Source organism: Blautia sp. HCP3S3_G3, assembly GCF_052063365.1.
GTDB lineage: Bacteria > Bacillota > Clostridia > Lachnospirales > Lachnospiraceae > Blautia_A.
The window spans coordinates 97,141-118,206 of the sequence record NZ_JBQHXR010000006.1; the positions used below are offsets into that span (position 1 = coordinate 97,141).

At 43.5% G+C, this 21,066-nt stretch carries 19 protein-coding genes, 1 tRNA gene and 1 pseudogene; 8 read left to right on the forward strand and 13 right to left on the reverse strand.

All coding sequences use genetic code 11. From position 1 onward, the window contains the following. The first annotated feature begins 170 nt into the window (after nucleotides 1-170). Together ACTNEW_RS08125 and ACTNEW_RS08130 are read left to right on the forward strand one after the other, a co-directional pair. On the forward strand, nucleotides 171-1,292 hold the full coding sequence (locus ACTNEW_RS08125) for a response regulator transcription factor (protein ID WP_441059812.1): 1,122 nt from the start codon (nucleotides 171-173) through the stop codon (nucleotides 1,290-1,292). Nucleotides 1,293-1,371: 79 nt separating this feature from the next. Further along, nucleotides 1,372-3,165: a cache domain-containing sensor histidine kinase gene (locus ACTNEW_RS08130; protein ID WP_441059814.1), complete on the forward strand. Its 1,794-nt coding sequence runs from the start codon at nucleotides 1,372-1,374 to the stop codon at nucleotides 3,163-3,165. 71 nt (nucleotides 3,166-3,236) lie between these two features. Here ACTNEW_RS08130 and ACTNEW_RS08135 read toward each other — a convergent pair. The 3 genes and pseudogenes from ACTNEW_RS08135 to ACTNEW_RS08145 all read right to left on the reverse strand — a co-directional run. Continuing rightward, nucleotides 3,237-3,653: pseudogene (locus ACTNEW_RS08135) on the reverse strand (AAA family ATPase); the annotation flags it as partial. Between the two features lie 65 nt (nucleotides 3,654-3,718). Continuing rightward, the gene (locus tag ACTNEW_RS08140; RefSeq protein WP_441059816.1) at nucleotides 3,719-3,880 is read right to left on the reverse strand and encodes a hypothetical protein; all 162 of its coding nucleotides are present in this window, start codon (nucleotides 3,878-3,880) and stop codon (nucleotides 3,719-3,721) included. Nucleotides 3,881-3,914: 34 nt separating this feature from the next. Continuing rightward, nucleotides 3,915-4,340, reverse strand: coding sequence for a hypothetical protein (locus tag ACTNEW_RS08145; RefSeq protein WP_441059818.1), 426 nt, complete (start codon nucleotides 4,338-4,340; stop codon nucleotides 3,915-3,917). Between the two features lie 532 nt (nucleotides 4,341-4,872). On the opposite strand from ACTNEW_RS08145, the gene ACTNEW_RS08150 reads away from it, so the two are divergent. Continuing rightward, nucleotides 4,873-5,889, forward strand: coding sequence for a transposase (locus tag ACTNEW_RS08150; RefSeq protein ID WP_441059820.1), 1,017 nt, complete (start codon nucleotides 4,873-4,875; stop codon nucleotides 5,887-5,889). A gap of 106 nt (nucleotides 5,890-5,995) precedes the next feature. Here ACTNEW_RS08150 and ACTNEW_RS08155 read toward each other — a convergent pair whose 3' ends face one another. The 4 genes from ACTNEW_RS08155 to ACTNEW_RS08170 all read right to left on the reverse strand — a co-directional run bounded on the left by ACTNEW_RS08155 (nucleotide 5,996) and on the right by ACTNEW_RS08170 (nucleotide 10,413). Beyond that, a complete protein-coding gene (locus ACTNEW_RS08155) occupies nucleotides 5,996-6,856 on the reverse strand; it encodes a carbohydrate ABC transporter permease (protein ID WP_441059822.1) in 861 nt (286 codons plus the stop codon). 14 nt (nucleotides 6,857-6,870) lie between these two features. Beyond that, nucleotides 6,871-7,782: a carbohydrate ABC transporter permease gene (locus tag ACTNEW_RS08160; RefSeq protein WP_441059824.1), complete on the reverse strand. Its 912-nt coding sequence runs from the start codon at nucleotides 7,780-7,782 to the stop codon at nucleotides 6,871-6,873. Nucleotides 7,783-7,990: 208 nt separating this feature from the next. Beyond that, on the reverse strand, nucleotides 7,991-9,289 hold the full coding sequence (locus ACTNEW_RS08165; protein ID WP_441059890.1) for a carbohydrate ABC transporter substrate-binding protein: 1,299 nt from the start codon (nucleotides 9,287-9,289) through the stop codon (nucleotides 7,991-7,993). A 113-nt stretch (nucleotides 9,290-9,402) separates the two neighbouring features. Beyond that, nucleotides 9,403-10,413, reverse strand: coding sequence for a LacI family DNA-binding transcriptional regulator (locus ACTNEW_RS08170; RefSeq protein WP_441059826.1), 1,011 nt, complete (start codon nucleotides 10,411-10,413; stop codon nucleotides 9,403-9,405). A 571-nt stretch (nucleotides 10,414-10,984) separates the two neighbouring features. Between ACTNEW_RS08170 and ACTNEW_RS08175 the strand changes: the two genes are divergently transcribed. Beyond that, nucleotides 10,985-13,420: a GH36-type glycosyl hydrolase domain-containing protein gene (locus tag ACTNEW_RS08175; protein WP_441059828.1), complete on the forward strand. Its 2,436-nt coding sequence runs from the start codon at nucleotides 10,985-10,987 to the stop codon at nucleotides 13,418-13,420. 225 nt (nucleotides 13,421-13,645) lie between these two features. On the opposite strand, the gene ACTNEW_RS08180 is transcribed toward ACTNEW_RS08175, so the two are convergent. From ACTNEW_RS08180 to ACTNEW_RS08195, 4 genes are all read right to left on the reverse strand, one after another. After that, complete coding sequence (locus ACTNEW_RS08180) at nucleotides 13,646-14,020, reverse strand: type II toxin-antitoxin system VapC family toxin (protein WP_441059830.1); 375 nt, start codon at nucleotides 14,018-14,020, stop codon at nucleotides 13,646-13,648. Then, complete coding sequence (locus tag ACTNEW_RS08185) at nucleotides 14,004-14,240, reverse strand: dihydrodipicolinate reductase (RefSeq protein ID WP_441059832.1); 237 nt, start codon at nucleotides 14,238-14,240, stop codon at nucleotides 14,004-14,006. Before ACTNEW_RS08185 ends, ACTNEW_RS08180 begins: the two co-directional genes overlap by 17 nt. A 185-nt stretch (nucleotides 14,241-14,425) precedes the next feature. Beyond that, nucleotides 14,426-14,863 carry a cytidine deaminase family protein gene (locus ACTNEW_RS08190; protein WP_441059834.1) on the reverse strand — a complete coding sequence of 146 codons (438 nt, stop codon included), beginning with the start codon at nucleotides 14,861-14,863 and terminating at the stop codon, nucleotides 14,426-14,428. A gap of 113 nt (nucleotides 14,864-14,976) precedes the next feature. After that, a tRNA-Gln gene (locus ACTNEW_RS08195) sits at nucleotides 14,977-15,048 on the reverse strand. 192 nt (nucleotides 15,049-15,240) lie between these two features. Between ACTNEW_RS08195 and ACTNEW_RS08200 the strand changes: the two genes are divergently transcribed. The 4 genes from ACTNEW_RS08200 to ACTNEW_RS08215 all read left to right on the forward strand — a co-directional run bounded on the left by ACTNEW_RS08200 (nucleotide 15,241) and on the right by ACTNEW_RS08215 (nucleotide 19,578). Beyond that, complete coding sequence (locus ACTNEW_RS08200; RefSeq protein ID WP_441059836.1) at nucleotides 15,241-16,185, forward strand: D-2-hydroxyacid dehydrogenase; 945 nt, start codon at nucleotides 15,241-15,243, stop codon at nucleotides 16,183-16,185. A 142-nt stretch (nucleotides 16,186-16,327) separates the two neighbouring features. Further along, a complete protein-coding gene (locus tag ACTNEW_RS08205) occupies nucleotides 16,328-17,791 on the forward strand; it encodes a nicotinate phosphoribosyltransferase (RefSeq protein ID WP_441059838.1) in 1,464 nt (487 codons plus the stop codon). Nucleotides 17,792-17,853: 62 nt separating this feature from the next. Continuing rightward, nucleotides 17,854-18,414, forward strand: a complete 561-nt coding sequence (locus ACTNEW_RS08210) for a M15 family metallopeptidase (RefSeq protein ID WP_441059840.1) — start codon at nucleotides 17,854-17,856, stop codon at nucleotides 18,412-18,414. Between the two features lie 132 nt (nucleotides 18,415-18,546). Further along, nucleotides 18,547-19,578 (forward strand): 3-deoxy-7-phosphoheptulonate synthase, encoded by a 1,032-nt coding sequence (locus tag ACTNEW_RS08215; RefSeq protein ID WP_441059842.1) that lies wholly within the window; start codon nucleotides 18,547-18,549, stop codon nucleotides 19,576-19,578. 92 nt (nucleotides 19,579-19,670) lie between these two features. Here ACTNEW_RS08215 and spoVT read toward each other — a convergent pair whose 3' ends face one another. After that, a complete protein-coding gene (gene spoVT / locus ACTNEW_RS08220; protein WP_441059844.1) occupies nucleotides 19,671-20,219 on the reverse strand; it encodes a stage V sporulation protein T in 549 nt (182 codons plus the stop codon). Nucleotides 20,220-20,526: 307 nt separating this feature from the next. Next, complete coding sequence (locus tag ACTNEW_RS08225) at nucleotides 20,527-20,943, reverse strand: hypothetical protein (RefSeq protein ID WP_441059846.1); 417 nt, start codon at nucleotides 20,941-20,943, stop codon at nucleotides 20,527-20,529. Nucleotides 20,944-21,066: the final 123 nt, after the last annotated feature.

Consider the following 21,066-nt stretch of genomic DNA (forward strand, 5'->3'; position numbering starts at 1 on the left):
TTATTATATGTGACTGTGTTTTACAAAAAAAGGGGATATTTTCTCAAATAAATGTTCAATAATTTCAGAACTATTTATCTTCAGATTGCTAAAATTTTCAAAAATTGCTAATATATAAATAGATTGTTCTGTACATATACGGAATTTTTTTAGAAAGGTAAAATTGTGAAATGCGAGTATTATTAGTCGATGATGAAGAATTTTCTCTGACAGAACTCCGGTATTCCATTGACTGGGAAAGATATGGTTTTACTGAGATTGTTACAACTACAGATCCACAGCAGGCATTGGACTTCCTGATAAACCTGAACTTTGATGCTGCGTTTCTGGACATCCGTATGCCCGGAATCACTGGTCTGGAACTGCTTGCAAAAGCAAGGGAACACCAGGTTCGCACCTGTTTTGTCATCGTTTCCGGTTACTCTGATTTTTCTTATGCCAGAGAAAGTATGCGCCTGAATGCGCTCGACTACTGCCTGAAGCCTCTGGATCCGGATGAAGTAACCCCTGTAATGGAAAAACTCACACAGAAAATCTACCAGCAGCATCTCCTGTCTGATCCAAAATATACAGCTTCTCTGATCTCTGATGCGTCTTTGTGCGATGCATATCTGTCAGATATTTTTCACAGCCGGCCACTTCCTGACAGCCTGACTTTGCTGCTGATCCGGTCTTCTGATTTCAGAGAATTAATTCGCCATACCGCTTCTGTTCTCCCCACTCCCCATGTTTTGTTTCCGGGTTCAGAAAAGGTATTCCTCTTCTGGGAGACTCATATTTCGGAAGACCGGCTCCAAATATTTTTTTCTTCCTGTCAGTTTTCCGACCTTATGATCGCAATGTACAGTTCCTGTTCCGTTTCCGGATTTCAGGCCGCATTGAAACGCCTTCAGAAAGAATATGACAATAGACTCAGCAGGAAAGAGGATGGATTTTTTATACTTTCCTCTGCCAACAAAGAAATGTCACAATACTTTGCAGATATCCTACATTACGTAGATACACATTACAGCGAAAAAATAAGCCTGCAGGAATTATCCGACAAATTCAGCATTAATTACACTTACTTAAGCCAGCTTTTCAAGAAAATTTCCGGAAAATCTTTTTCCGATTATCTCACAGAAATCCGTCTGGTTCATGCCTGCCGACTTCTCACCGATACAGAAACCAATATCACTCTGATTTCAGAATGTGTGGGGTTTCACGATTATCGCTATTTCTGCAGTTCTTTTAAAAATGCCTACGGAATGTCGCCGCGGCAATACCGGGCTGCTACCCGCAGCCAGCCATAAAGGTACTGACAGAATACCCATATCCATATAATGAAAAACGACACAGCAACTTTATAAATTATACAGACAGGATACTACTATGAAAATTTCCAGAAAACATTCTCTTGTCCGGCAGATCTACCTGCTTTTTTCCATTACCATACTGGTCACACTGGCAAGTGCTTTGCTGTTTTATACAGTTTCCTTTCGCTCTCTGCGGAACAAAGAATCTGAATATACACAAAATGTTCTTGACCATATCTCGCAGAGCACACAAACAATTGCGGCATCTGCGCGCCTGATGCTGAATACGGTTGCTGCATCTCCGGATGCACTTTATCTCCTGAAAGAGAACCAGAATAATGCAAAATTTTCTTATAAGCAATCTCTTAACAGGCTGACGACCGAAATGGTAAAAAGCAATTCCAGTATTGTAAATATACTGCTTCTGGATACACAGCAGAACGTATACAGCTTTAACGGTTACGACTACTCCCTTGTCAACCGCTTGAATCATCTGTATGGAATATACTCCCCGACAGCATATACGAATGAATTTTCCGGAGAACTGCATCTGCCTGATTCTAACGAACATTATTATTCTCTTATGACTTCTGTATATGATCAGGGAAAACCTGCCACCGATGAAAACAGACTCGGGTTCTGCCTCATTCTCTGTACTGCAGAACCTCTCGCGGAAATCTGCGCCAACCGGTCCACAGCTCCTGATTCCCGGATTATGATTCTGGATGGTAATAATCAGATTCTGGTAAACAGTCTCCCGTCAGATAGTGATCTGGACGAAAAATTTATTCAGATTCTGAAAGATATCCGGACTTCCTTTTCCTGCAAAGTAAATGGTACCTCTTATCTGATGGATCAGGTTCCTGCCATACCGATAACCGGATGGAAAATAGCCAGTATCATACCATACTCCACAATTTCAAAAGATCTGACACTTTTTAACGCTTTCGCGTTTTTATTTATCTTTGTTCTGCTCATGGCATTTTTAATTCTGATCACACATATCAGAAAAAACATTACCCAGCCATTGTCCACGATTTTTCAATTTATGCAGAAGGATCCTTATTATACACTGCATCATCAGCTGGAAATCAGCAGTCCTCAGGAAATGCAGACACTGGCGCAGAACATCAATCATATGCTCGATCAAATCAACCAGATGAGCCATTCTGTACTGCAGAACCAGGCACGGCTTTACGAAGCGGAGCTTGCAAACAACCGGGCACAGCTGGAAGCCCTGCAAAGTCAGATCAATCCGCATTTTCTTTATAATACATTGAGCACGATCAGGGGATTGACTTATCTGAACAAAAACGAAGAAATACGGACTGCTATTTCGGCACTCTCTTTTATCATGCGCTACAACGTAAAGGGTGAAGATATGGTGCTGATCAAGGATGAGCTTACCTGTATAAAAAATTACCTTAGAATTATCGAAATCCGTTTCCCCGGACGTTTCGAAATTCATCTTCAGGTAGATCCGTGTGTAATGGAATATACCATGCCCCGTTTTCTTCTGCAGCCTCTGGTAGAAAATTCGATTCTGCACGGTCTGGAACCCATGCCCGGAAAGGGGGTTCTTACTCTCTCCGTAAGCCTGACCCCGCAGAAGCTTCTTTATGTGGAATGTACGGATAACGGGGTTGGAATCACCTCCGAAAAACTCGAACACCTGCTTCAGATGCTGGAACAGACAGATTGTAAATCACTTGCAAATACTGTGCACACACATATCGGACTTCTGAATATTCATCTGCGTCTGAAACTTATTTACGGGGATTCCTATGGATTATCCATATCCAGCGAGCCACTGAAGCAGACAACCGTCAGCGCAGCATTTCCATCGGAATACAACAGTCCGGACTACTAATAGTAAAGAAGGGACAGGTTACGCAACTCGAAATTCCTCGAGTCGCGTGACCTGTCCCCTCATTTACTCTGTCACATTAATTTTTCATACTTTTCAATCTCACACTGATGTTCCTTACTGCTTTTATTATAATTAACACCAACCAGTAATATCGTACCGGTATAAGCTTCAATAGATGCATGATCAAACAATTCATTCCATTGCGTCCTTCTTGTTGCTTTTATCAGTTCCTGGCGAATCTCTTCATTGGGAATAAATGCTGTCTCAGTATTCTGGTCATACCCCAGATAACCGAGATGAATCAGATACGTAAGAACATCATCTTTATTTACAAAACTTACGGTATCATTCTGGAAAGATGTCACACCCACTTCTACGGATGAACCGGACAGCATTTCAATGATAGCTTTTTTGAGCCCGTCAAAATCCATCTTAATCAACGGTACGATTGCTTCATACGTGCCCGTTTCAGACCAATAGCTCTTAAATCTTTTCTTGCTCATTACACTTCCATTCTTTCTGCATACTGTTTTTCATCCACCTCTACTCTTCATTACCACGGATCTTCTTCCGAAATTCTCTCATTCTTTTTTGCCGGATAAATCGGTCCATCGCCCGCTTCCTCCACATTTTTCATACCAAAATTCTCCTGTTCCTTCTGCCGGTTTTTGCGATTGTTATACAAATATGTCTGAAACGCATACTTCGTTTCCAACCAGAATGTCCGGAAAGTCAATCCTTTTTCTCTGTCATAACAGGATGGTATAAGCATTGTCAAAAGCAGCGCAATCAGCTCCCAGAGCAAGACTGCACCATAATACAAGACACAGACCCGCTACAAGCCATATCCAGTTTGGTATGGCAAACGGCTGATGAACATACAGCCAGTGAAATGGTATAACGAGAAATCCGCCTACAAATGTACCGATAAAACGATTGATTCCATTATGAAAGCCCTCTTCGAACTGACTTCCTACCCCATATGCAGCTCCTATCAGCGCAAAACATGGATTTCGTCCATCCAGCAGGTGTTTATAAATAAGCGCAGTAATCATTACTGCCAGAGGTGTTCTCCATATACGGGCGGTTAATCTGGGCGATTTAAAATTTTTCATCGGTGTCAGCATCCACTTATCCTCTACTTCTGCCCGGTCAAGCATTTCCTGTGGTCCCACAGTACCTCCTCCTCATTTTTAAATATAATGGGAAAGGGCAGTATCCGGCAATACCAGACATCTGCCCTTCATTCATAGGAGACGAATTATCATATAACCATTATTTGATAAATTTCACTTCCGGATAAATTGCCTGTTTTGCGGCTTCTAATCACTTCCAATATGCTGCTTTTCACAGGTTAGCTTACATTAAGAAAACCGATGGTAGAGACTGGGATAAGCCACGATAAATACCTTATGTTTCGCGGGTTATACTAGGATCAGTCAATAGCCATCGGTTTATGTTTTATCCAGAGATTCCGGATACTCTGTCAAATATGTTTGCCGCTATAAATGAGTAAATCCCAAATATTGCACAAAATAAAGACACCCACTGAAGAATGATGTATAATTGAAGTACCACCAACAACATACTCACTCAAACAAGGGGGTGTCCGTTGCAAACAGTATACATCATTCTAACAAAATTTACAATTACTTTAAAACTCTAAAACTCGGTCAGTTTTTATCCGACGTATATTTGAACCATTTAATGACTATTATTGTTTCTGTTTTCCTTCGTGGATACAGAGGCAAAACCATTGATTTTGCTCAAGTAAGTCATCACCACAGAACTACCATTTCTCATTTCCTGAATCATGGCAAGTGGAATGACATTGCTCTGCAAGATACATTAAAAAGTAGTGTGATTCAGATTATTTATCAGGAAGCTCAACGTTCCGGACAGCCTATTTTCTGTATTGTGGATGATACAATCGCTTCGCATGCAAAACCCTCGTCACAGGCTTTGCATCCCATCGAAGCTGCGTATTTCCATCAGTCTCATTTAAAAAGGCGTCAGGATTATGGGCATCAGGTCGTATCTGTCATGCTTTCCTGCAATGGGATTGTTTTGAATTATGCCGTTATCCTGTATGATAAATCCAAATCAAAGATTCAGATTGTACAGGAAATTGCAAAGGAACTTCCCATAGCACCAGTAATCTCTTATTTCCTTTGTGACAGCTGGTATACTTCTGCCAAAGTGATGGACAGTTTTATTCAAAAAGGCTACTACACGATTGGTGCATTAAAAACGAACAGGATTATTTATCCATGCGGGATTCGTCAAAAAGCCAGTGAGTTTGCCCTTCATTTAAGAAAATCTGATCCCAAAGTCAACCTCGTGACCGTTGGCGGTAGGGAGTTTTATGTGTATCGCTATGAAGGAGAACTCAATGGCATTCCAAATGCAGCTGTTATTTTCAGCTATCCCCGTGAAGCCTTTGGGGAATCCAAAGCATTAAGGATATTTCTATCTACTAATGTAGGAATGTCCACACAGGAGATCCTAGATACGTACACCAGACGATGGCCGATTGAATTATTTTTCCGCCAGAGCAAAAGTAAGCTTGCATTGGATAAGTATCAGATCCGTTCCAAACAGGGAATTCAGAGATACTGGCTAATCATGTCATTGGCACATTATCTATGCTGCACATGTAAGGGAAGCTATTGTACATTTGAAGAAGGATATTCCCATTTACAAAAGCAGATAAAAGAGGAATAGCTTGGGAATCTGCATCAATTCATTAAAAATGGTGCCACACTTGAGGAAGTTTTAGAATTAGTAGGGTAACTTTGTGCATTTTTCGATATTTGCTCATTTATAGGTATCAACCCTTTACACCGCCGGCAGCAACGCCGCCTACAATATTTCTGGACAGTAACAGATAAACAATCACAACCGGTAAGATGGAGAACAGGATCATCACATACACCTGGCCCATATCAAACTTCAGGAAGTCTGCTGCACGAAGCTGTGCGATCAAAATCGGCAATGTTTTTTTATCATCACTGTGAAGTACCAATGCCGGAATAAAGTAATTGTTCCAGCTGGTTACAAAGGCAAAAATCATCTGTACAGAAATCGCAGGTTTCATAAGCGGAAGCACAATCTTATTAAAGGTATGGAATTCTCCGGATCCGTCGATTCTGGCCGCCTCCACAAGAGAGATGGGAAGGTTACTTTCCATATACTGTATAATATAGTAGAAAGTAATGGGGGCCGCGATTGTCGTAGCAATCAGCGGAATAAAAGAATCCTCCAGCTTCATCCTGGAAACCAGCTGTACGAAACCAAGTGCGGTAACCTGAGTCGGGATCATCATAACCATCAGGATAAAGGTGAAAATCGGTTTTTTCAACCTGAAATTATATGCGTGAATGGCGTATGCAGTCATGGTGGAGAAATAAACACTCAGTACTGCACTGCACGCGGCAACAATCAGGCTGTTGATCAAACCGCTAAATATCGGAAGAGTACCTTTCAGAAGGTTCTTCCAGTTCGTCCAAAGATATTTGCTTGGAATCGGTGTGAAGCCTTTGGACATTTCACCGTTGGATCTTGTTGCATTAATAATCAAAACATAAAACCAGAAGAGGCACAGGACAACCATAAAAATCAATACTACATATGCAATGGTTCTTCTTGTCTTAATGCCAACGCCTTTTTGTTTTTTATTTGGATCTGACATACCACTGCACCTCCTTAATTTTCTTTCTTAGCTGTAAACCTGAAAATCAAAATACTAAGCGCACCGGTGATTAAGAACAGTAATACAGAAAGCGCACCGGCCATACCATAGTTCTTGCTGAACAGATGCTTGTTCAGGAACATAATCAGGGTCATGGTAGATCTCATTGGATCTCCTGTTCCGTTTGTGAGAATCTGCGGTACATCAAACATCTGCAGACCGCCGATGAGAGAAGTTACCATTACATAAATCAAAATCGGTTTCAGAAGAGGCAGTGTAATGCGGAAGAAAATCTGCGTGGAGGTTGCCCCGTCCACTTCTGCCGCTTCAAACAGGGAGGTATCAATACCAAGCATACCTGCCAGCAGAAGGATCGTGGTATTACCAAACCACATCAAAAAGTTCATCAAAGCTACCAGCGTTCTCGCGCTCCACGTATGCGAAAAGAACTTATACGGTGCACTGATCACACCCATGCTCATAAGAATCGAGTTGATCGGACCGCTCTCTGCAAATAAAGTAAAGAACAACATTGCAAATGCGGCAGCCATGATCAGGTTTGGCAGATAGATCACGGTTTTGAAAAAATTGATAAACTTCAGCCGAAGCTGCGGGTCAGAAAACCATGCGCCCAGAAGAAGCGATACAAGAATCTGGGGAACAAATCCCATCACCCACATGATCATGGTATTTTTGAAATATACCAAAAGGTCTCCATTGGAGAGAAGGGCTTTGTAGTTTTCCAATCCTACAAAATTAGGTCCAACCTGGGTAAGACCAGAACGGTAATTTTCAAAAAAACTGTTCCAGATGGTACTGCACAGCGGAATTAACTGAAAGACGATGTACGCAACAGCAAACGGAATCAGAAATATGTAGCCCCATTTGTTGTAGCTTACGGCCTTTTTATTGTTCTTATGTTCCATAAAACAAACACCTCCTGGCTTTTTCCTTTCCATGCAAAGTTCGCAGCAAATCTTTAAACTTCACTTATTGCCCATATGAAATGTAAAAAACTGATGCCACCCCTGCATGAGAACGCAGATACCTGCATCATAAACGCCATACCTGCCTAAGCAGGCATGGCGTGCATTACCGACTTGATATTATCTTGTTGTTATTTATGAAATATCATTATTCAGCAGGTTTACTTAATTCCGGATATTTCTCGATAACTGCAGTGTAGAACTGTTCCAGAGCTTCTTCATAAGTAGCTGCGTTGCCTTCGAAGTAGTTCTTCATAGCGTTCTGGAATTCTTCGTTGCAGCCCTGATCGTATGCGGAAAGGTTGCTTAAGTCGATAGAATCGATTCCGCCAAGGAATTTAGCGATCGGGTTCTGTCCGCCAAGGATAGCATCACCGAATGTATCATCTGTGGAAAGAGCTTCCATAGCGCCTTTGTTGTTTACGAAGTCGCCGTCTGCTTTTGCGATTTCAGTCATAACGTCTGCATCACAGGTAAGTTTCAGCATGATATCTTTTACAAGAGAAGCATTGTCTGTGCCGGCTGCACCACAGATCCATGTACCGCCCCAGAAGAAGCCCTGCGGTCCTTCAGTAGCTGCCCAGCCGCCTGCGTTTGCGATACTTCCTTCGGTATCAGCTGCCATACAGAAGTCAAAGAACCATGCCGGTCCGAAGTAGCAGAATGTCTTGCCTTCCGGATAGAAGCCTTTGCTCCAGTCATCACTCCACAGCTCGTAGGTATTGGTCTCGCCTGCATCTACCATCTGTTTGGAAATTTCAACCCATTTTTCAATATTTTCATCAACATTGATCACACCGTCTTCTACCCATTTGCTTGTTACGTTGTTGGAGAATACACGGTAAGCATCATTTACGGAAGATGTCATGAAGTATCCGGCATCTTTCATTGTCTGTGCTGTAGCAAGGAAGGTATCCCAGTCAGCTACAGATTTCTGTACTTCTGCAGGATCATCCGTTCCTAATACTTCTTTTGCTACGTCACGGTTGTAAACAAGAAGTCCAGGGCAGCCCTGCCAGGAAACACCCTTCAGATTTCCGTTGGAATCTGTAACGATATCCTGTGTATACTGGAACTGCTGTGCAAGATCTTCATCAGTGATTCCCAGATCTGCAACATTCATGGTGTATTCTGTATCTACATACTTCAGAGCGTAGTCAGCTTCAACCAGGAACAGGTCGATCTTGTCATCTGCTGCTGCATCAGCCTGTTTTAACAGGTTCTCATCCAGATTATTCTGGTATGCGTTGTCATCACTTGGGGTGATGTTCCAGACAACTTCTACATCGCCGATTTTTCCATGAGTTCCGTCAACTTCTTCGTATCCCGGATAGTGATCGGTCAGACGGGATTTGAACTCTTCATTCCAGCAGTAAATATTTAAAACTTTTCCTTCTTCTGCCGCTTCCTCTGCGAATACAGGAACTGCGGTCATACCAGCCAGCATGGATGCTGCTAATACAGCACTTAACACTTTTTTCTTCATTTTTGCTACCTCCTGAAATAATTTCAAACTTTTTTCTGTTCTATTTCTAATTACTTATCCCGTAATAGAAATGACTACTTTAATGATTTTACGGATGCGCCTGTAAATAAGGTTCCATCTACGGTAAATTTGTCAATCAGTGCAGTTTTGGGATTTTCGATCAGATCGATGAGCTTCTCTGCCGCAATTCTTCCGAGGGCCTCCGTATCCTGACAAATGGTCGTCAGTTTCGGCTCCAGGATTCTTGCTGCTGTGATTCCATCATATCCTGCAATAGATATATGATCCGGAACCTTCAGACCTCTTTCACGGATCTCATTGAATCCTCCAAACGCTGCATAATCATCCGGGTAAAGAATACAGGTGGGGGGATCTGGCAGATCAAGTAAAACTCCCGTCTCCTCCGCTGCACTGTCCGCATCTCTGTAAGGTGCAGTGCGAATGTATTCCTCCGGTATCTCCAGGCCAAGGCTCTGGGCGGTTCGGTAAAAGCTCGTCAGGCGGGCTCTGGTTACTGAGGAATCCTCTCCGTGGATGTAAGCAATTTTTCTGTGCCCTTTCTCATACAGAAAAGACACCAGTTCTTCCATTCCCTGAACGTTATTGGAAACCACTGAAATTCTTCCATCAAAAACATGGTCAATGGTCACGACCGGTATTTCCGAACGGACAAGTTCCAGAACCTCCTCTGTGTAAAAGTCTACACAGGCGATGACTACTCCGTCCACCCCCCGATATCGGCAGTGTTCATAATAGCTCATCTTCTGTCCGGATACTTTTCCGTTTGTAAAGGTGATGTCGTACCCCCTTTCCTGTGCCGTCTTCCGAAAGCTTTCCAACACATGATTGAAATAATCATGGGTAAGACCGCTTCTGGCTTCGTCAACGAATAACACTCCCAGATTGTAACTCCTTTTGGTCTTTAATGCTCTGGCTGAAGAGTTTGGAAGATATCCCATTTCAGATGCAGTCTTTAATATATAGTTTTTTGTCTCTGTTCCAATGTCAGAGTAACCATTCATCGCCTTGCTGACGGTGGCTACGGAGACATTGCATCTTCTTGCGACCTCTTTCATTGAAACCATAGGTGTGTGCCTCAATCATTCTTTCGTTTCGCTAAATCGTTTTCGTAATTATATTTTATATCTTTTTTCACAAAACTTCAAGCATTTCTTTTGATTTTTTATATATTTTGAACATTTTAGTTTTATTGCACAAAATACCATTGTATTTATCTACGTGCAAAAGGCGTTTTTTCATAAAACGCGCCATTTTTTACGAAATTTTTCGTTCTCGAAACATTTCTATATTAGCGAAAGGCTTTTCGCAGTCTTCAGCTCTCCCGCCTTTTTCCATTCCAGGTGTTTCGTATTTTCCTTTTTACCGAAATATATAGAAAAAGTGTTGATTTTAGGTGTTTTATCCGCTATACTGAGGGCGTATGGGAGATTTTATTTTCATTACATAAAAAGTTTCTTACCACATGGCAGGTTGTTTCCTGCAGGAACAAGTGATGAAGTAAGCTTGTTTATTTCTTAACTTACTCGTTTTCGTAAATAATCTTTCTTTTTCTAAATCGTTTCGTATTATTTTCAAAATATCAATATTATACTGATAATTTTTTTAGACTCACTTATCCGTTAAAGGAGGATTATTATGAATTTTGGTTATTTTGATGACGCTGCAAAAGAATATGTCATTACCACGCCTGACACTCCGCTGCCATGGATCAACTACCTGGGCTCTCAGGATTTCTTCTCTCTGATTTCCAACACCAGCGGCGGTTACAGCTTCTATAAAGATGCGAAGCTTCTTCGAATCACCCGTTACCGCTACAATTCCATTCCGCTGGATTCTAACGGCAAGTATTATTACATCCATGACGGAAATGAAATCTGGAATCCGGCAACCATGCCTTCCCAGACTCCTCTGGACGCATACGAGTGCCGTCACGGAATGGGATACAGCAAATTCCACGGAGCAAAGAACGGACTGGAGGCAGATGTGCTGGCTTTCGTGCCGGTAGATGCCGCCTGCGAAATTAATAAAGTCACACTGAAGAACACTTCCTCCGGGACCAAAACCTTCTCTCTTTTTTCCTATGTAGAGTTCTGTCTCTGGAATGCTGTGGACGATATGACAAACTTCCAGCGAAACTTAAGCATCGGTGAAGTAGAGATTGAGGGAAGCACCATTTATCATAAGACCGAATACAGAGAACGCCGCAACCACTACAGCTTCTTTACCGTAAACGCAGACATTGACGGCTTCGACACCAGCCGCGACGCTTTCCTGGGCGCCGGCAAGAGCAATGCTTTTCCGGAAGCCGTAAAAGAAAACAAGGCAAGAAACTCTGTTGCCAGCGGATGGTATCCCATCGCCAGCCACCAAATCAATGTGACCTTAGCTGCAGGTGAAGAAAAAGAGCTGATCTTCGTTCTGGGTTACTGTGAAAACCCGGACGACCAGAAATGGGAAGCCCCAAATGTAATCAACAAAGCGCCGGCTCACGAAATGATCGCCCGTTTCCAGACAAGCGAACAGGTAGCCGATGCTTTTGCAAAACTGAACCAGTACTGGGACGAACTTCTCTCCCGCTTCCATGTAGAGAGCAATGACCCTCATGTAAACCGTATGGCAAACATCTGGAACCAGTACCAGTGTATGGTAACCTTCAATCTTTCCCGTTCCGCTTCCTATTATGAATCCGGAACCGGACGCGGCATGGGCTTCCGTGATTCCTGCCAGGATCTTCTGGGCTTCGTGCATCTGATTCCGGATCGTGCAAGAGAGCGTATCCTGGATATCGCAGCCACCCAGTTTGAAGATGGAAGCGCATATCATCAGTATCAGCCTCTTACCAAAAAAGGCAACCTGGATATCGGAAGCGGATTTAACGATGACCCGCTGTGGCTGATAGCCGCTGTCTCCGCATATTTAAAAGAAACGGGAGATTTCTCCATTCTGGATGAGATGGTTCCTTTCGACAACCAGGAGGATAAAGCACAGCCGCTGTACGAGCATTTAAACCGCTCCTTCACTTATATCAATACCCATTTAGGTCCGCACAAGCTCCCTCTGATCGGACGTGCTGACTGGAACGACTGCCTGAACTTAAACTGCTTCTCCAAAGAGCCGGGCGAATCCTTCCAGACCACCGGCCCATCCGAAGGACCGGTTGCAGAATCTGTATTTATTGCAGGTATGTTTGTAAAATATGGAAAAGAATTTGCAGAAATCAGCCGTATCCACGGCAACGCAGACAAAGCAGCCGAAGCTGAAAAAGCCGTTGACGAAATGTATCAGACTGTTCTGGATGCCGGCTGGGATGGAGAATGGTTTCTCCGCGCATACGACGCAGAGTCCCGGAAGGTAGGTTCCCACGAATGTGAAGAAGGCAAGATTTTTATCGAACCACAGGGCTTCTGTGTAATCGCAGGCATCGGTGTAAAAGAAGGGCTTGCAGAAAAGGCACTGGATTCTGTCAAAAAATATCTGGATACAAAATACGGCATCATGATCCTGCAGCCTGCTTATACCAGGTATTATCTGAACCTTGGTGAGATTTCTTCCTACCCGCCGGGATACAAAGAAAACGCTGGTATTTTCTGCCACAACAATCCCTGGGTTTCCATCGCAGAAACCGTTATCGGCCGTGGAAACCGTGCCTTTGAGATTTACAAAAAGACCTGTCCGTCCTACATCGAAAACATCAGTGAGATTCACCGCACCGAGCCATATGTTTACTCACAGATGATCGCCGGTGCAGATGCCGTGTTCCACGGCGAAGCGAAAAACAGCTGGCTGACCGGAACCGCTGCATGGACGTTCTGGAATCTTTCTCAGGCTATTTTGGGTGTGCAGCCATCCTACCAGGGACTCTGCATCGATCCATGTATTCCGGAAGGCTTCGGTGACTTCTCTCTTACAAGACAGTACCGCGGAGCTACTTACCATGTGGATGTAAAGAACCCGGACAATGTACAAAAAGGTGTAAAGAAGATCGTCGTAGACGGCAAAGAATACGAAGGCTGCTGCATTCCAGCAGAAGAAGGCAAGACGGAATATCATGTAACTGTTTATATGGGATAAAAATCGACATAATTTTACGGAGCTGTCTCACTAAGCAATTCGTGTGCAGCTCCTTTGTACACATAAAAATGGTGTAAGAAGTATCTAAGATTCTCCTTACACCATTTTTATAATGTGAGCCAGAAAACTCCGTCCCTGATGGTGTGCCTTGCAATTTCAGAGTCTGCAAGCTCTCTATCAATTAACAACTGCATTTCTTTACACATGCAATCTCCAACAACCATTCTATGCAATCATGTTATTGATTCCATCCAATTCGTACACTGTAAACGGATCAATATCTATGCAATCAGATTCATCCCATTTACCAGAAATATCCCAGGCAAGAGTTCCATTTATTACCGTACAGGCATTTTTAAATTTCTCAATGTCTCTCAACGGCGCAAAAATTGTACATAACATTTTCAATAATTCTTTTCTCTCTTCTACAGTAAACCGCTTACGAAGAATATAAAATAAATTTGAAACTGAATGAGCAGCAATACAGCCATCCATTTTGTTTTCTGCACACGCATTGAATATTTTTTCTGCACTTATATAAAAAGGCGTCCGCTTTTGTATATAATCAATCAAAACATTAGTATCAATTAATACCAGCATAGCGCTCCTCTCTTGACTCTGCTAATTCTTTTTTATAATCAAAATCTTCCGGCAATCTTCCCCTATATTTCTGTATTTCTCTCAAAGCTGCCATTTTATCACTATGCTTCGGTTTATTTCCCAACCCTTCTAATCCTTCCATGATTTTTATTAAAAAAACAACCTTCTCATCCGGAAGTTTTTTTAGCATTTCAACCGCCTGCTCTTTTAACATCGTCATATGACTCACTCCTCTATATTTCATCGTCATCTATAACATCTGCTCTAATAATATTATACATTTCTTTATTCTGTAAAACAATTAACTTTTCATAAAAATATGTACATTAATATTTCCACATTCCCCTTTTCTGCATATGCTGGTAGAATGAAAGCACATTTCCCCATTTACCTAAAACAACTCTGTTATCCGTTTGTTTTTGCTTCTTTATATCGTTCTTTCCCCCACCAGTTGGGCATCAATTCTTTTAATGTAACAACCTCTCTTTTTTCGTAATCAACCAGGATTTCCATATCTTCATTCTCTTCGTTTAATTGGTAGAAAAATTCTCGGCAGGCCCCACAAGGCATACCACTGCCACCTCCATATGGTGCCTTATCCCGAAATGCAATCAAACGCTTAATTTTTGTTTGTCCACTATTGACATACATATTCAATGCCGCTACCCGCTCTGCACAAAGATTCATAACGCCGCCGCAGCTTTCCATACAAAATCCCACATATATTTCACCATTTTCCGCTTCTAACGCACAAACCACATTATGACCATAAACAAAAGGAGATATCTCTTCCGGGTGATATTGTACTTTCGCCTTTTCATATAGTCTTTCCCAAATATCCATGATCCATTTCCTCCATAACTTTACATCCATCAAATACAATTTCGTCTGTACATATTGTAACATAACACAAAAAAAACGGGCATCTTCTCATCGAAGATACCCGTTCTCTTTAGCAGGGCTACAAGGATTCGAACCTTGAACTGACGGAGTCAGAGTCCGTTGCCTTACCGTTTGGCGATAGCCCTATATGTTTTTATTCTCTCTTGCGAGTTCTGCTCGCTCAAGACAAGTGGTATTATATAACATATAAAATGAAAATGCAAGCCCTTTTTTTAAATTTTTTTATTTTTTTCGATTTTTAAATATTCTCTCCCATCTGCCCCTTTCCTATGATAAAATAGGTTCATTATATTTTGCGTAAAAAAGAGGAATCTACAATGAAACATAAAACTTTCGTAACTCTGCCTGTCACAGAATCCTGCAGGCAGAAAATGCTGGAAATGAACGACTCCTTTGATTTCTGTTTCACTTCCGCATCTGAAATCACTGAGGAAGACCTGCAGGCTGCAGAAATCATCATCGGCAATCTTCCCTGCGATACCATTCGAAAAGCCACCTCCCTGAAATGGCTTCAGCTGAATTCCGCCGGTTTTGCGGAATACCTGGAGAGCGGTATACTCCCGGACGGCTGCATACTCACCAATGCTGCCGGAGCATATGGTCCTGCAGTATCGGAACACATGCTTGCCATGATATTTGCCATGAGCAAAAAACTCCATCTATACCGCGACAGCCAGAACCGGCAATGCTGGGAAGATCACGGAACCGTCCGTCCTCTTCACGGCCAGACTGCACTGATCATCGGCATGGGAGACATCGGCTCCAAAATTGCACAGGTACTCCATGCCCTTGGAAATCATGTCATCGGCATCAAACGAAATATCCATAATTGTCCGGATTATGCAGACAGATTGTACACCATGGAGCAGCTGAATGAGGTCCTTCCTCTGGCAGATCTTGTTATCGTCTGCCTTCCGGCTTCTCCGGAAAATTATCATTTTATGGGCGAACATCAATTCCAGCTCATGAAAAATACCGCACTGTTTTTTAATGGAGGACGCGGAAGTCTTGTGGACACGGACGCCCTTCTGAAGGCAGTTCAGGAAAAACAGATTGCAGGCGCAGGACTGGAAGTGATCGAACCCGAACCGCTTCCTTCCGATCATCCGATCTGGAAAGAACCCGATATCCTGCTGACTCCCCACTGTTCCGGAGGATTTCACATGCCGGAAACTCTGGACCGCATCTGCGGAATTGTCCTCCAAAATCTTGCCAATTACAAAGAGGGACTCCCTCTTATCAACCAGTGCAATACTTTTTAACAGATACCAAATATTTTTCGTTCCATTTGTAAAAAGTATGTTATAATAGGGTAAATTTAATGACTATCCATCTGTCCATACAATAACATACATCACCAATCACACAGTGCCCGGACACTGCAGGCAAATAAGGAGAAAACATATGAGAGCAACGAACCTTACTCTGCTCACAGACCTCTATGAGCTCACCATGATGCAGGGCTATTTTAAAAATCACAACAACCAGACCGTAATTTTCGACATGTTCTACCGCAACAATCCATGCGATGGCGGATTCGCGATCTCAGCAGGACTGGAGCAGATGATTGAATATATTGAGAATCTCCGTTTCACAGAAGAGGATATTGAATACCTGAGAAGCCTTCATATTTTTGAAGAAGATTTTCTGGAATACTTAAGCGATTTTCATTTTACCGGCGACATTTACGCCATCCCGGAAGGCACTGTCATCTTCCCGCGTGAACCACTTGTCAAAGTTGTCGCTCCCATTATGGAAGCACAGCTTGTGGAAACAGCCATTCTCAATATTATCAACCACCAGAGCCTGATTGCCACCAAAGCAGCGCGCGTCTGCTACGCAGCCAAGGGAGACGGCGTTATGGAATTTGGTCTCCGACGTGCCCAGGGACCGGATGCAGGTATTTTCGGCGCACGTGCGGCAGTTATCGGCGGATGTGCCGGAACTTCCAATGTCCTTACCGGACAGATGTTTGACGTACCCGTCCTCGGAACCCATGCACACAGCTGGATTATGAGTTTCCCGGACGAATATACTGCATTCAAGACCTATGCAAGATTATATCCCAATTCCTGTACGCTCCTGGTAGACACCTATGATGTCCTGAAATCCGGTGTTCCCAACGCCATCCGTGTATTTGAGGAAATGAGAGAAGAAGGTATTCCGCTCACGCATTACGGCATCCGTATCGACAGCGGTGACCTTGCTTATCTTTCCAAAGAAGCCTACAAAATGCTGTCCGCAGCCGGTTTTGACGATGCCACCATTTCCGCTTCCAGCGATCTGGACGAATATCTCATTGAGAGCCTGAAGGCCCAGAATGCCAAGATCAATTCCTGGGGTGTCGGAACCAACCTGATCACCAGCAAGGATAATCCTGCATTTGGCGGTGTTTACAAACTTGCCGCTGTAAAAGACGAAGCTACCGGCACCTTCATTCCGAAAATCAAATTATCCGAGAACACCGAAAAAGTCACCAATCCGGGAGATAAGACCGTATACCGTATTTATGGCAAATCCACCGGCAAAATCAAAGCCGACCTGATCTGTCTCAAAGATGAAGTATTTAATCCGGAAGAAACCATGATCATCTTTGACCCGGTAGACACATGGAAAAAGACCAAAGTCCTTGGCGGTACCTACGAACTGAAAGAACTTCTTGTTCCGGTGATCAAAGGAGGCAAACGTGTATACACTTCTCCGTCTGTCATGGAGCTCCGTGCCTTCTGCCAGCAGGAACAGAATACACTCTGGGATGAGTCCCGCCGTTTTGTAAATCCACAGAAAGTATATGTAGACCTTTCCCAGAAGCTCTACGATATCAAAAAAGACCTTCTGGAAGAAATGGGTTCCAAGGCCTTGGACTGATTTCACAGTCATAAACCCTCTTTCCCGTTCATACACATGAATGGAAAAGGGGGTTTTTATTTATGAATCAGATTTATACGCGCCTTATCAATCGTGAACATCCGCTTCCGGAAGACTACATTCCGGACAATCTGGTGGACATCGGCCTTCCTTTTGATGCCCCTCCCCACGACCCCAAACGTCTTCTGGAAGAAAAAACCGCTCTTGCAGCCGCAGAACTGATCAGCCGAAGCCGCCGGGAAGGCCTGAACATCTGCTGTGTGTCCGGATATCGTTCCTATCAGCGTCAGAAAGAACTTTTCACAGCCAGCACTTACGTCGCACCGCCCGGTACCAGCGAGCATCAGAGCGGTCTGGCACTGGATGTTTCCTGTCCCGGAGTCCGCATGGAACTGACAGAAGCATTTGCAGAAACTTCGGAAGGTCTGTGGCTCACGCGCCATGCGCCTCTCTACGGTTTTATCCTGCGCTATCCTTCCGGCAAAGAATCCATTACGCAAATTCCATACGAACCCTGGCATTTTCGCTATGTAACAAAGCCCCTGGCCACATATCTCTCACTTACAGGAATGACACTGGAAGAATATCATTTGCTTCAGAAAGAAAACGCCGAATCCGGCTGACAGAGTATATAGATTTACAGTCGTTTTTATGCTATACTGGAAATGATTTTTAAGCAAGACTGCGTACCAAGCTTATCAGAATTTCCGTCTGATCCGACAGATACGCTGTTCAGATAAAGGAGATCAAAGATTATGTCAATGAAAACCAATCATCAGCTTCCACTGCCTGAAGTGCTGAAATCCCAATACCCGTTAAGTGAAGAAATCAAACAGATTAAGGCGGACCGTGACCGTGAGATCCGTGATATTTTTACCGGAAAATCCGACAAATTTGTGATTCTTGTGGGACCATGTTCCGCAGACAATGAAGATTCTGTCTGTGAATATGTCAATCGCCTGAAAGAAGTATCCGACAAAGTATCTGATAAATTAATGATCATTCCCCGTGTCTATACCAATAAGCCGCGTACTACCGGTGATGGTTACAAGGGCATGCTGCATCAGCCTGACCCGGACAAGGCTCCTGATCTGCTTGCAGGTATTATTGCCATCCGCAAAATGCATATCCGTGTTATGCAGGAGACCGGGCTTTCTTCCGCAGATGAAATGCTTTATCCGGAAAACCGCAGCTACCTGGACGATGTTCTCTCCTACGAGGCAGTGGGTGCCAGATCTGTAGAAAACCAGCAGCACCGTCTGACAGCCAGCGGCATGGATATTCCTGTCGGCATGAAGAACCCCACCAGCGGTGACCTGTCTGTTATGCTGAATTCCGTAACAGCAGCCCAGCATGCACATCATTTTATTTATCGCGGCTGTGATGTGGAAACCTCCGGCAATCCTCTGGCACATACCATTTTAAGAGGCGGCGTGAACAAATACGGCCAGACGATTCCCAACTATCACTATGAGGATCTGATCCGTCTTTCCGAACTTTATTCCAAATGGAATCTGGAGAATCCTGCTGTGATCGTGGATGTCAACCACTCCAACTCCGGTAAAAAATACAAAGAGCAGATCCGTATTGTCAGCGAAGTTCTTCACAGCCGCAACTACAATCCGGACCTCAAAAAACTGGTCAAAGGCGTCATGATCGAGAGCTACCTCGTAGAAGGCCGTCAGGACATCTGCCCCAACCATGTTTACGGCCAGTCGATCACAGACCCGTGCCTTGGATGGGAAGATACCGAGCGTCTGATATATGAAATCGCCGAGAAATGCTGAAAAATCATTCAAACACATGCTCAGGCAGTGTATTGTACAATATACAACACACTGCCTGAGGTTTAAACTGCACACCTGCATTCGACTTGAATTTACTGCTCCATCTGCCGTCCAAGGAACCCGGCCGCCGTCTGCACCAGCATTTTCTCCGGAATTCCAAAAACATCTTTCTCACTTTTTCCCATCAGAATCACTGCCCCGATAGCGTCACCTGCACAGATAATCGGCTGGATCACCTGTGCAAAAGAAACCTCTCTCTGTTCCTCCGTCACAGGAATTTTTCCCCGTTCATTCGCATTCAGACATTTTCCCTCTCTGGCTGAAATCACTTCCTCCATTCCCCTGCTGATACCCTTTCCGCTGTACTCCTTACTTCCCTGCCCGGCTGCAGCCACCACCTGATCATGGTCTGTAATACATGCTACCAACCCGGTTGTCTGTGCAAGCGCCTCCGCGTATTCTTTGGCAAAAATACTCAGTTCTCCTATGGGAGAATACTTTTTCAGAATAACCTCCCCTTCCCTGTCCGTAAAAATTTCCAGCGGTGTACCTTCTTTGATTCTGAGAGTCCGGCGGATTTCCTTTGGAATCACCACCCTGCCCAGATCGTCAATTCTCCTCACGATTCCTGTAGCTTTCATATAAAAATTCCTCCATTTACTGTACTTTCCATTGATGGAATTAGTATCTGTAAATGGAGGGATTTTATACTTTTTATTCTGTCATTCTTCTGCAACAGGCTGAGAACTTGACCTGTTCCATCCGCGTCTGCCGGTGTTGGCACCGGTGCTCACACTGAGAATTAGTCAGTAGCGGACATCAACACTGATTTTGTAAAAATCAGCAAACTCTTGCATCAGGACTCTATAGATTTCTTTTGGGTACATTCTTCCTTGCGGGATTCAGAGGTTGCATTCTCTTAGAGTTGCACTTACTCATTACTTTCTCTTATATTGACTTGCGGTCTTTATAAGTGTTCATATTGCAGAACAATAAGTTGATTTTCTTTCCTGAAGCCATACACACTTTCGCGGGTACATTTACCATCCCTACCTTTTGGGTAAGGCCCAGTGTTCGCAGCCCTGCTCGTCTTGCGGACTTACTTCTTATCGGCCATCCCTTCCTTTCGGTTTGAGAGATTCCCGACAGATCAGTACAGCACTTGTTCCTGCTCAACTCGCACCATACTTCCATAAAGCCTGTCCCCTGTTTCCAGGATAGGTACCCGGTCTGTACCACCGATACCAATTCCGCCATACCCTCAGCAGTTGCCCTTGGGCAGAAGGCCTGAATTCTGTTTATGGGTTTTCTGTTAAGCTCGCTTTCCTCAGCACCACCACGAGAAGGTTTTGTTCCTGGTGCCATATCTTTTTCCTGTGTTCCTTGCTTGTGAATATATACTATCACATGATTTCCCTGACAACACGGAAAAAAAGTTGCGAACAATCATAATAAGTCATGAACATACTGCAGACTCTTTCCATTATT

Excerpts from the sequence above, each read along its gene's own strand:
- ACTNEW_RS08170 (WP_441059826.1), bottom strand. The coding sequence starts at position 10,413 with ATGGTTTCAATGAAAGAGGTCGCAAGAAGATGCAATGTCTCCGTAGCC.
- ACTNEW_RS08155 (WP_441059822.1), bottom strand. The coding sequence starts at position 6,856 with ATGTCAGATCCAAATAAAAAACAAAAAGGCGTTGGCATTAAGACAAGA.
- ACTNEW_RS08200 (WP_441059836.1), top strand. The coding sequence starts at position 15,241 with ATGAAACATAAAACTTTCGTAACTCTGCCTGTCACAGAATCCTGCAGG.
- ACTNEW_RS08130 (WP_441059814.1), top strand. The coding sequence starts at position 1,372 with ATGAAAATTTCCAGAAAACATTCTCTTGTCCGGCAGATCTACCTGCTT.
- ACTNEW_RS08210 (WP_441059840.1), top strand. The coding sequence starts at position 17,854 with ATGAATCAGATTTATACGCGCCTTATCAATCGTGAACATCCGCTTCCG.
- ACTNEW_RS08215 (WP_441059842.1), top strand. The coding sequence starts at position 18,547 with ATGTCAATGAAAACCAATCATCAGCTTCCACTGCCTGAAGTGCTGAAA.
- spoVT (WP_441059844.1), bottom strand. The coding sequence starts at position 20,219 with ATGAAAGCTACAGGAATCGTGAGGAGAATTGACGATCTGGGCAGGGTG.
- ACTNEW_RS08165 (WP_441059890.1), bottom strand. The coding sequence starts at position 9,289 with ATGCTGGCTGGTATGACCGCAGTTCCTGTATTCGCAGAGGAAGCGGCA.
- ACTNEW_RS08205 (WP_441059838.1), top strand. The coding sequence starts at position 16,328 with ATGAGAGCAACGAACCTTACTCTGCTCACAGACCTCTATGAGCTCACC.
- ACTNEW_RS08125 (WP_441059812.1), top strand. The coding sequence starts at position 171 with ATGCGAGTATTATTAGTCGATGATGAAGAATTTTCTCTGACAGAACTC.
- ACTNEW_RS08175 (WP_441059828.1), top strand. The coding sequence starts at position 10,985 with ATGAATTTTGGTTATTTTGATGACGCTGCAAAAGAATATGTCATTACC.
- ACTNEW_RS08225 (WP_441059846.1), bottom strand. The coding sequence starts at position 20,943 with ATGGCACCAGGAACAAAACCTTCTCGTGGTGGTGCTGAGGAAAGCGAG.
- ACTNEW_RS08160 (WP_441059824.1), bottom strand. The coding sequence starts at position 7,782 with ATGGAACATAAGAACAATAAAAAGGCCGTAAGCTACAACAAATGGGGC.
- ACTNEW_RS08185 (WP_441059832.1), bottom strand. The coding sequence starts at position 14,240 with ATGACGATGTTAAAAGAGCAGGCGGTTGAAATGCTAAAAAAACTTCCG.
- ACTNEW_RS08180 (WP_441059830.1), bottom strand. The coding sequence starts at position 14,020 with ATGCTGGTATTAATTGATACTAATGTTTTGATTGATTATATACAAAAG.
- ACTNEW_RS08150 (WP_441059820.1), top strand. The coding sequence starts at position 4,873 with ATGACTATTATTGTTTCTGTTTTCCTTCGTGGATACAGAGGCAAAACC.
- ACTNEW_RS08190 (WP_441059834.1), bottom strand. The coding sequence starts at position 14,863 with ATGGATATTTGGGAAAGACTATATGAAAAGGCGAAAGTACAATATCAC.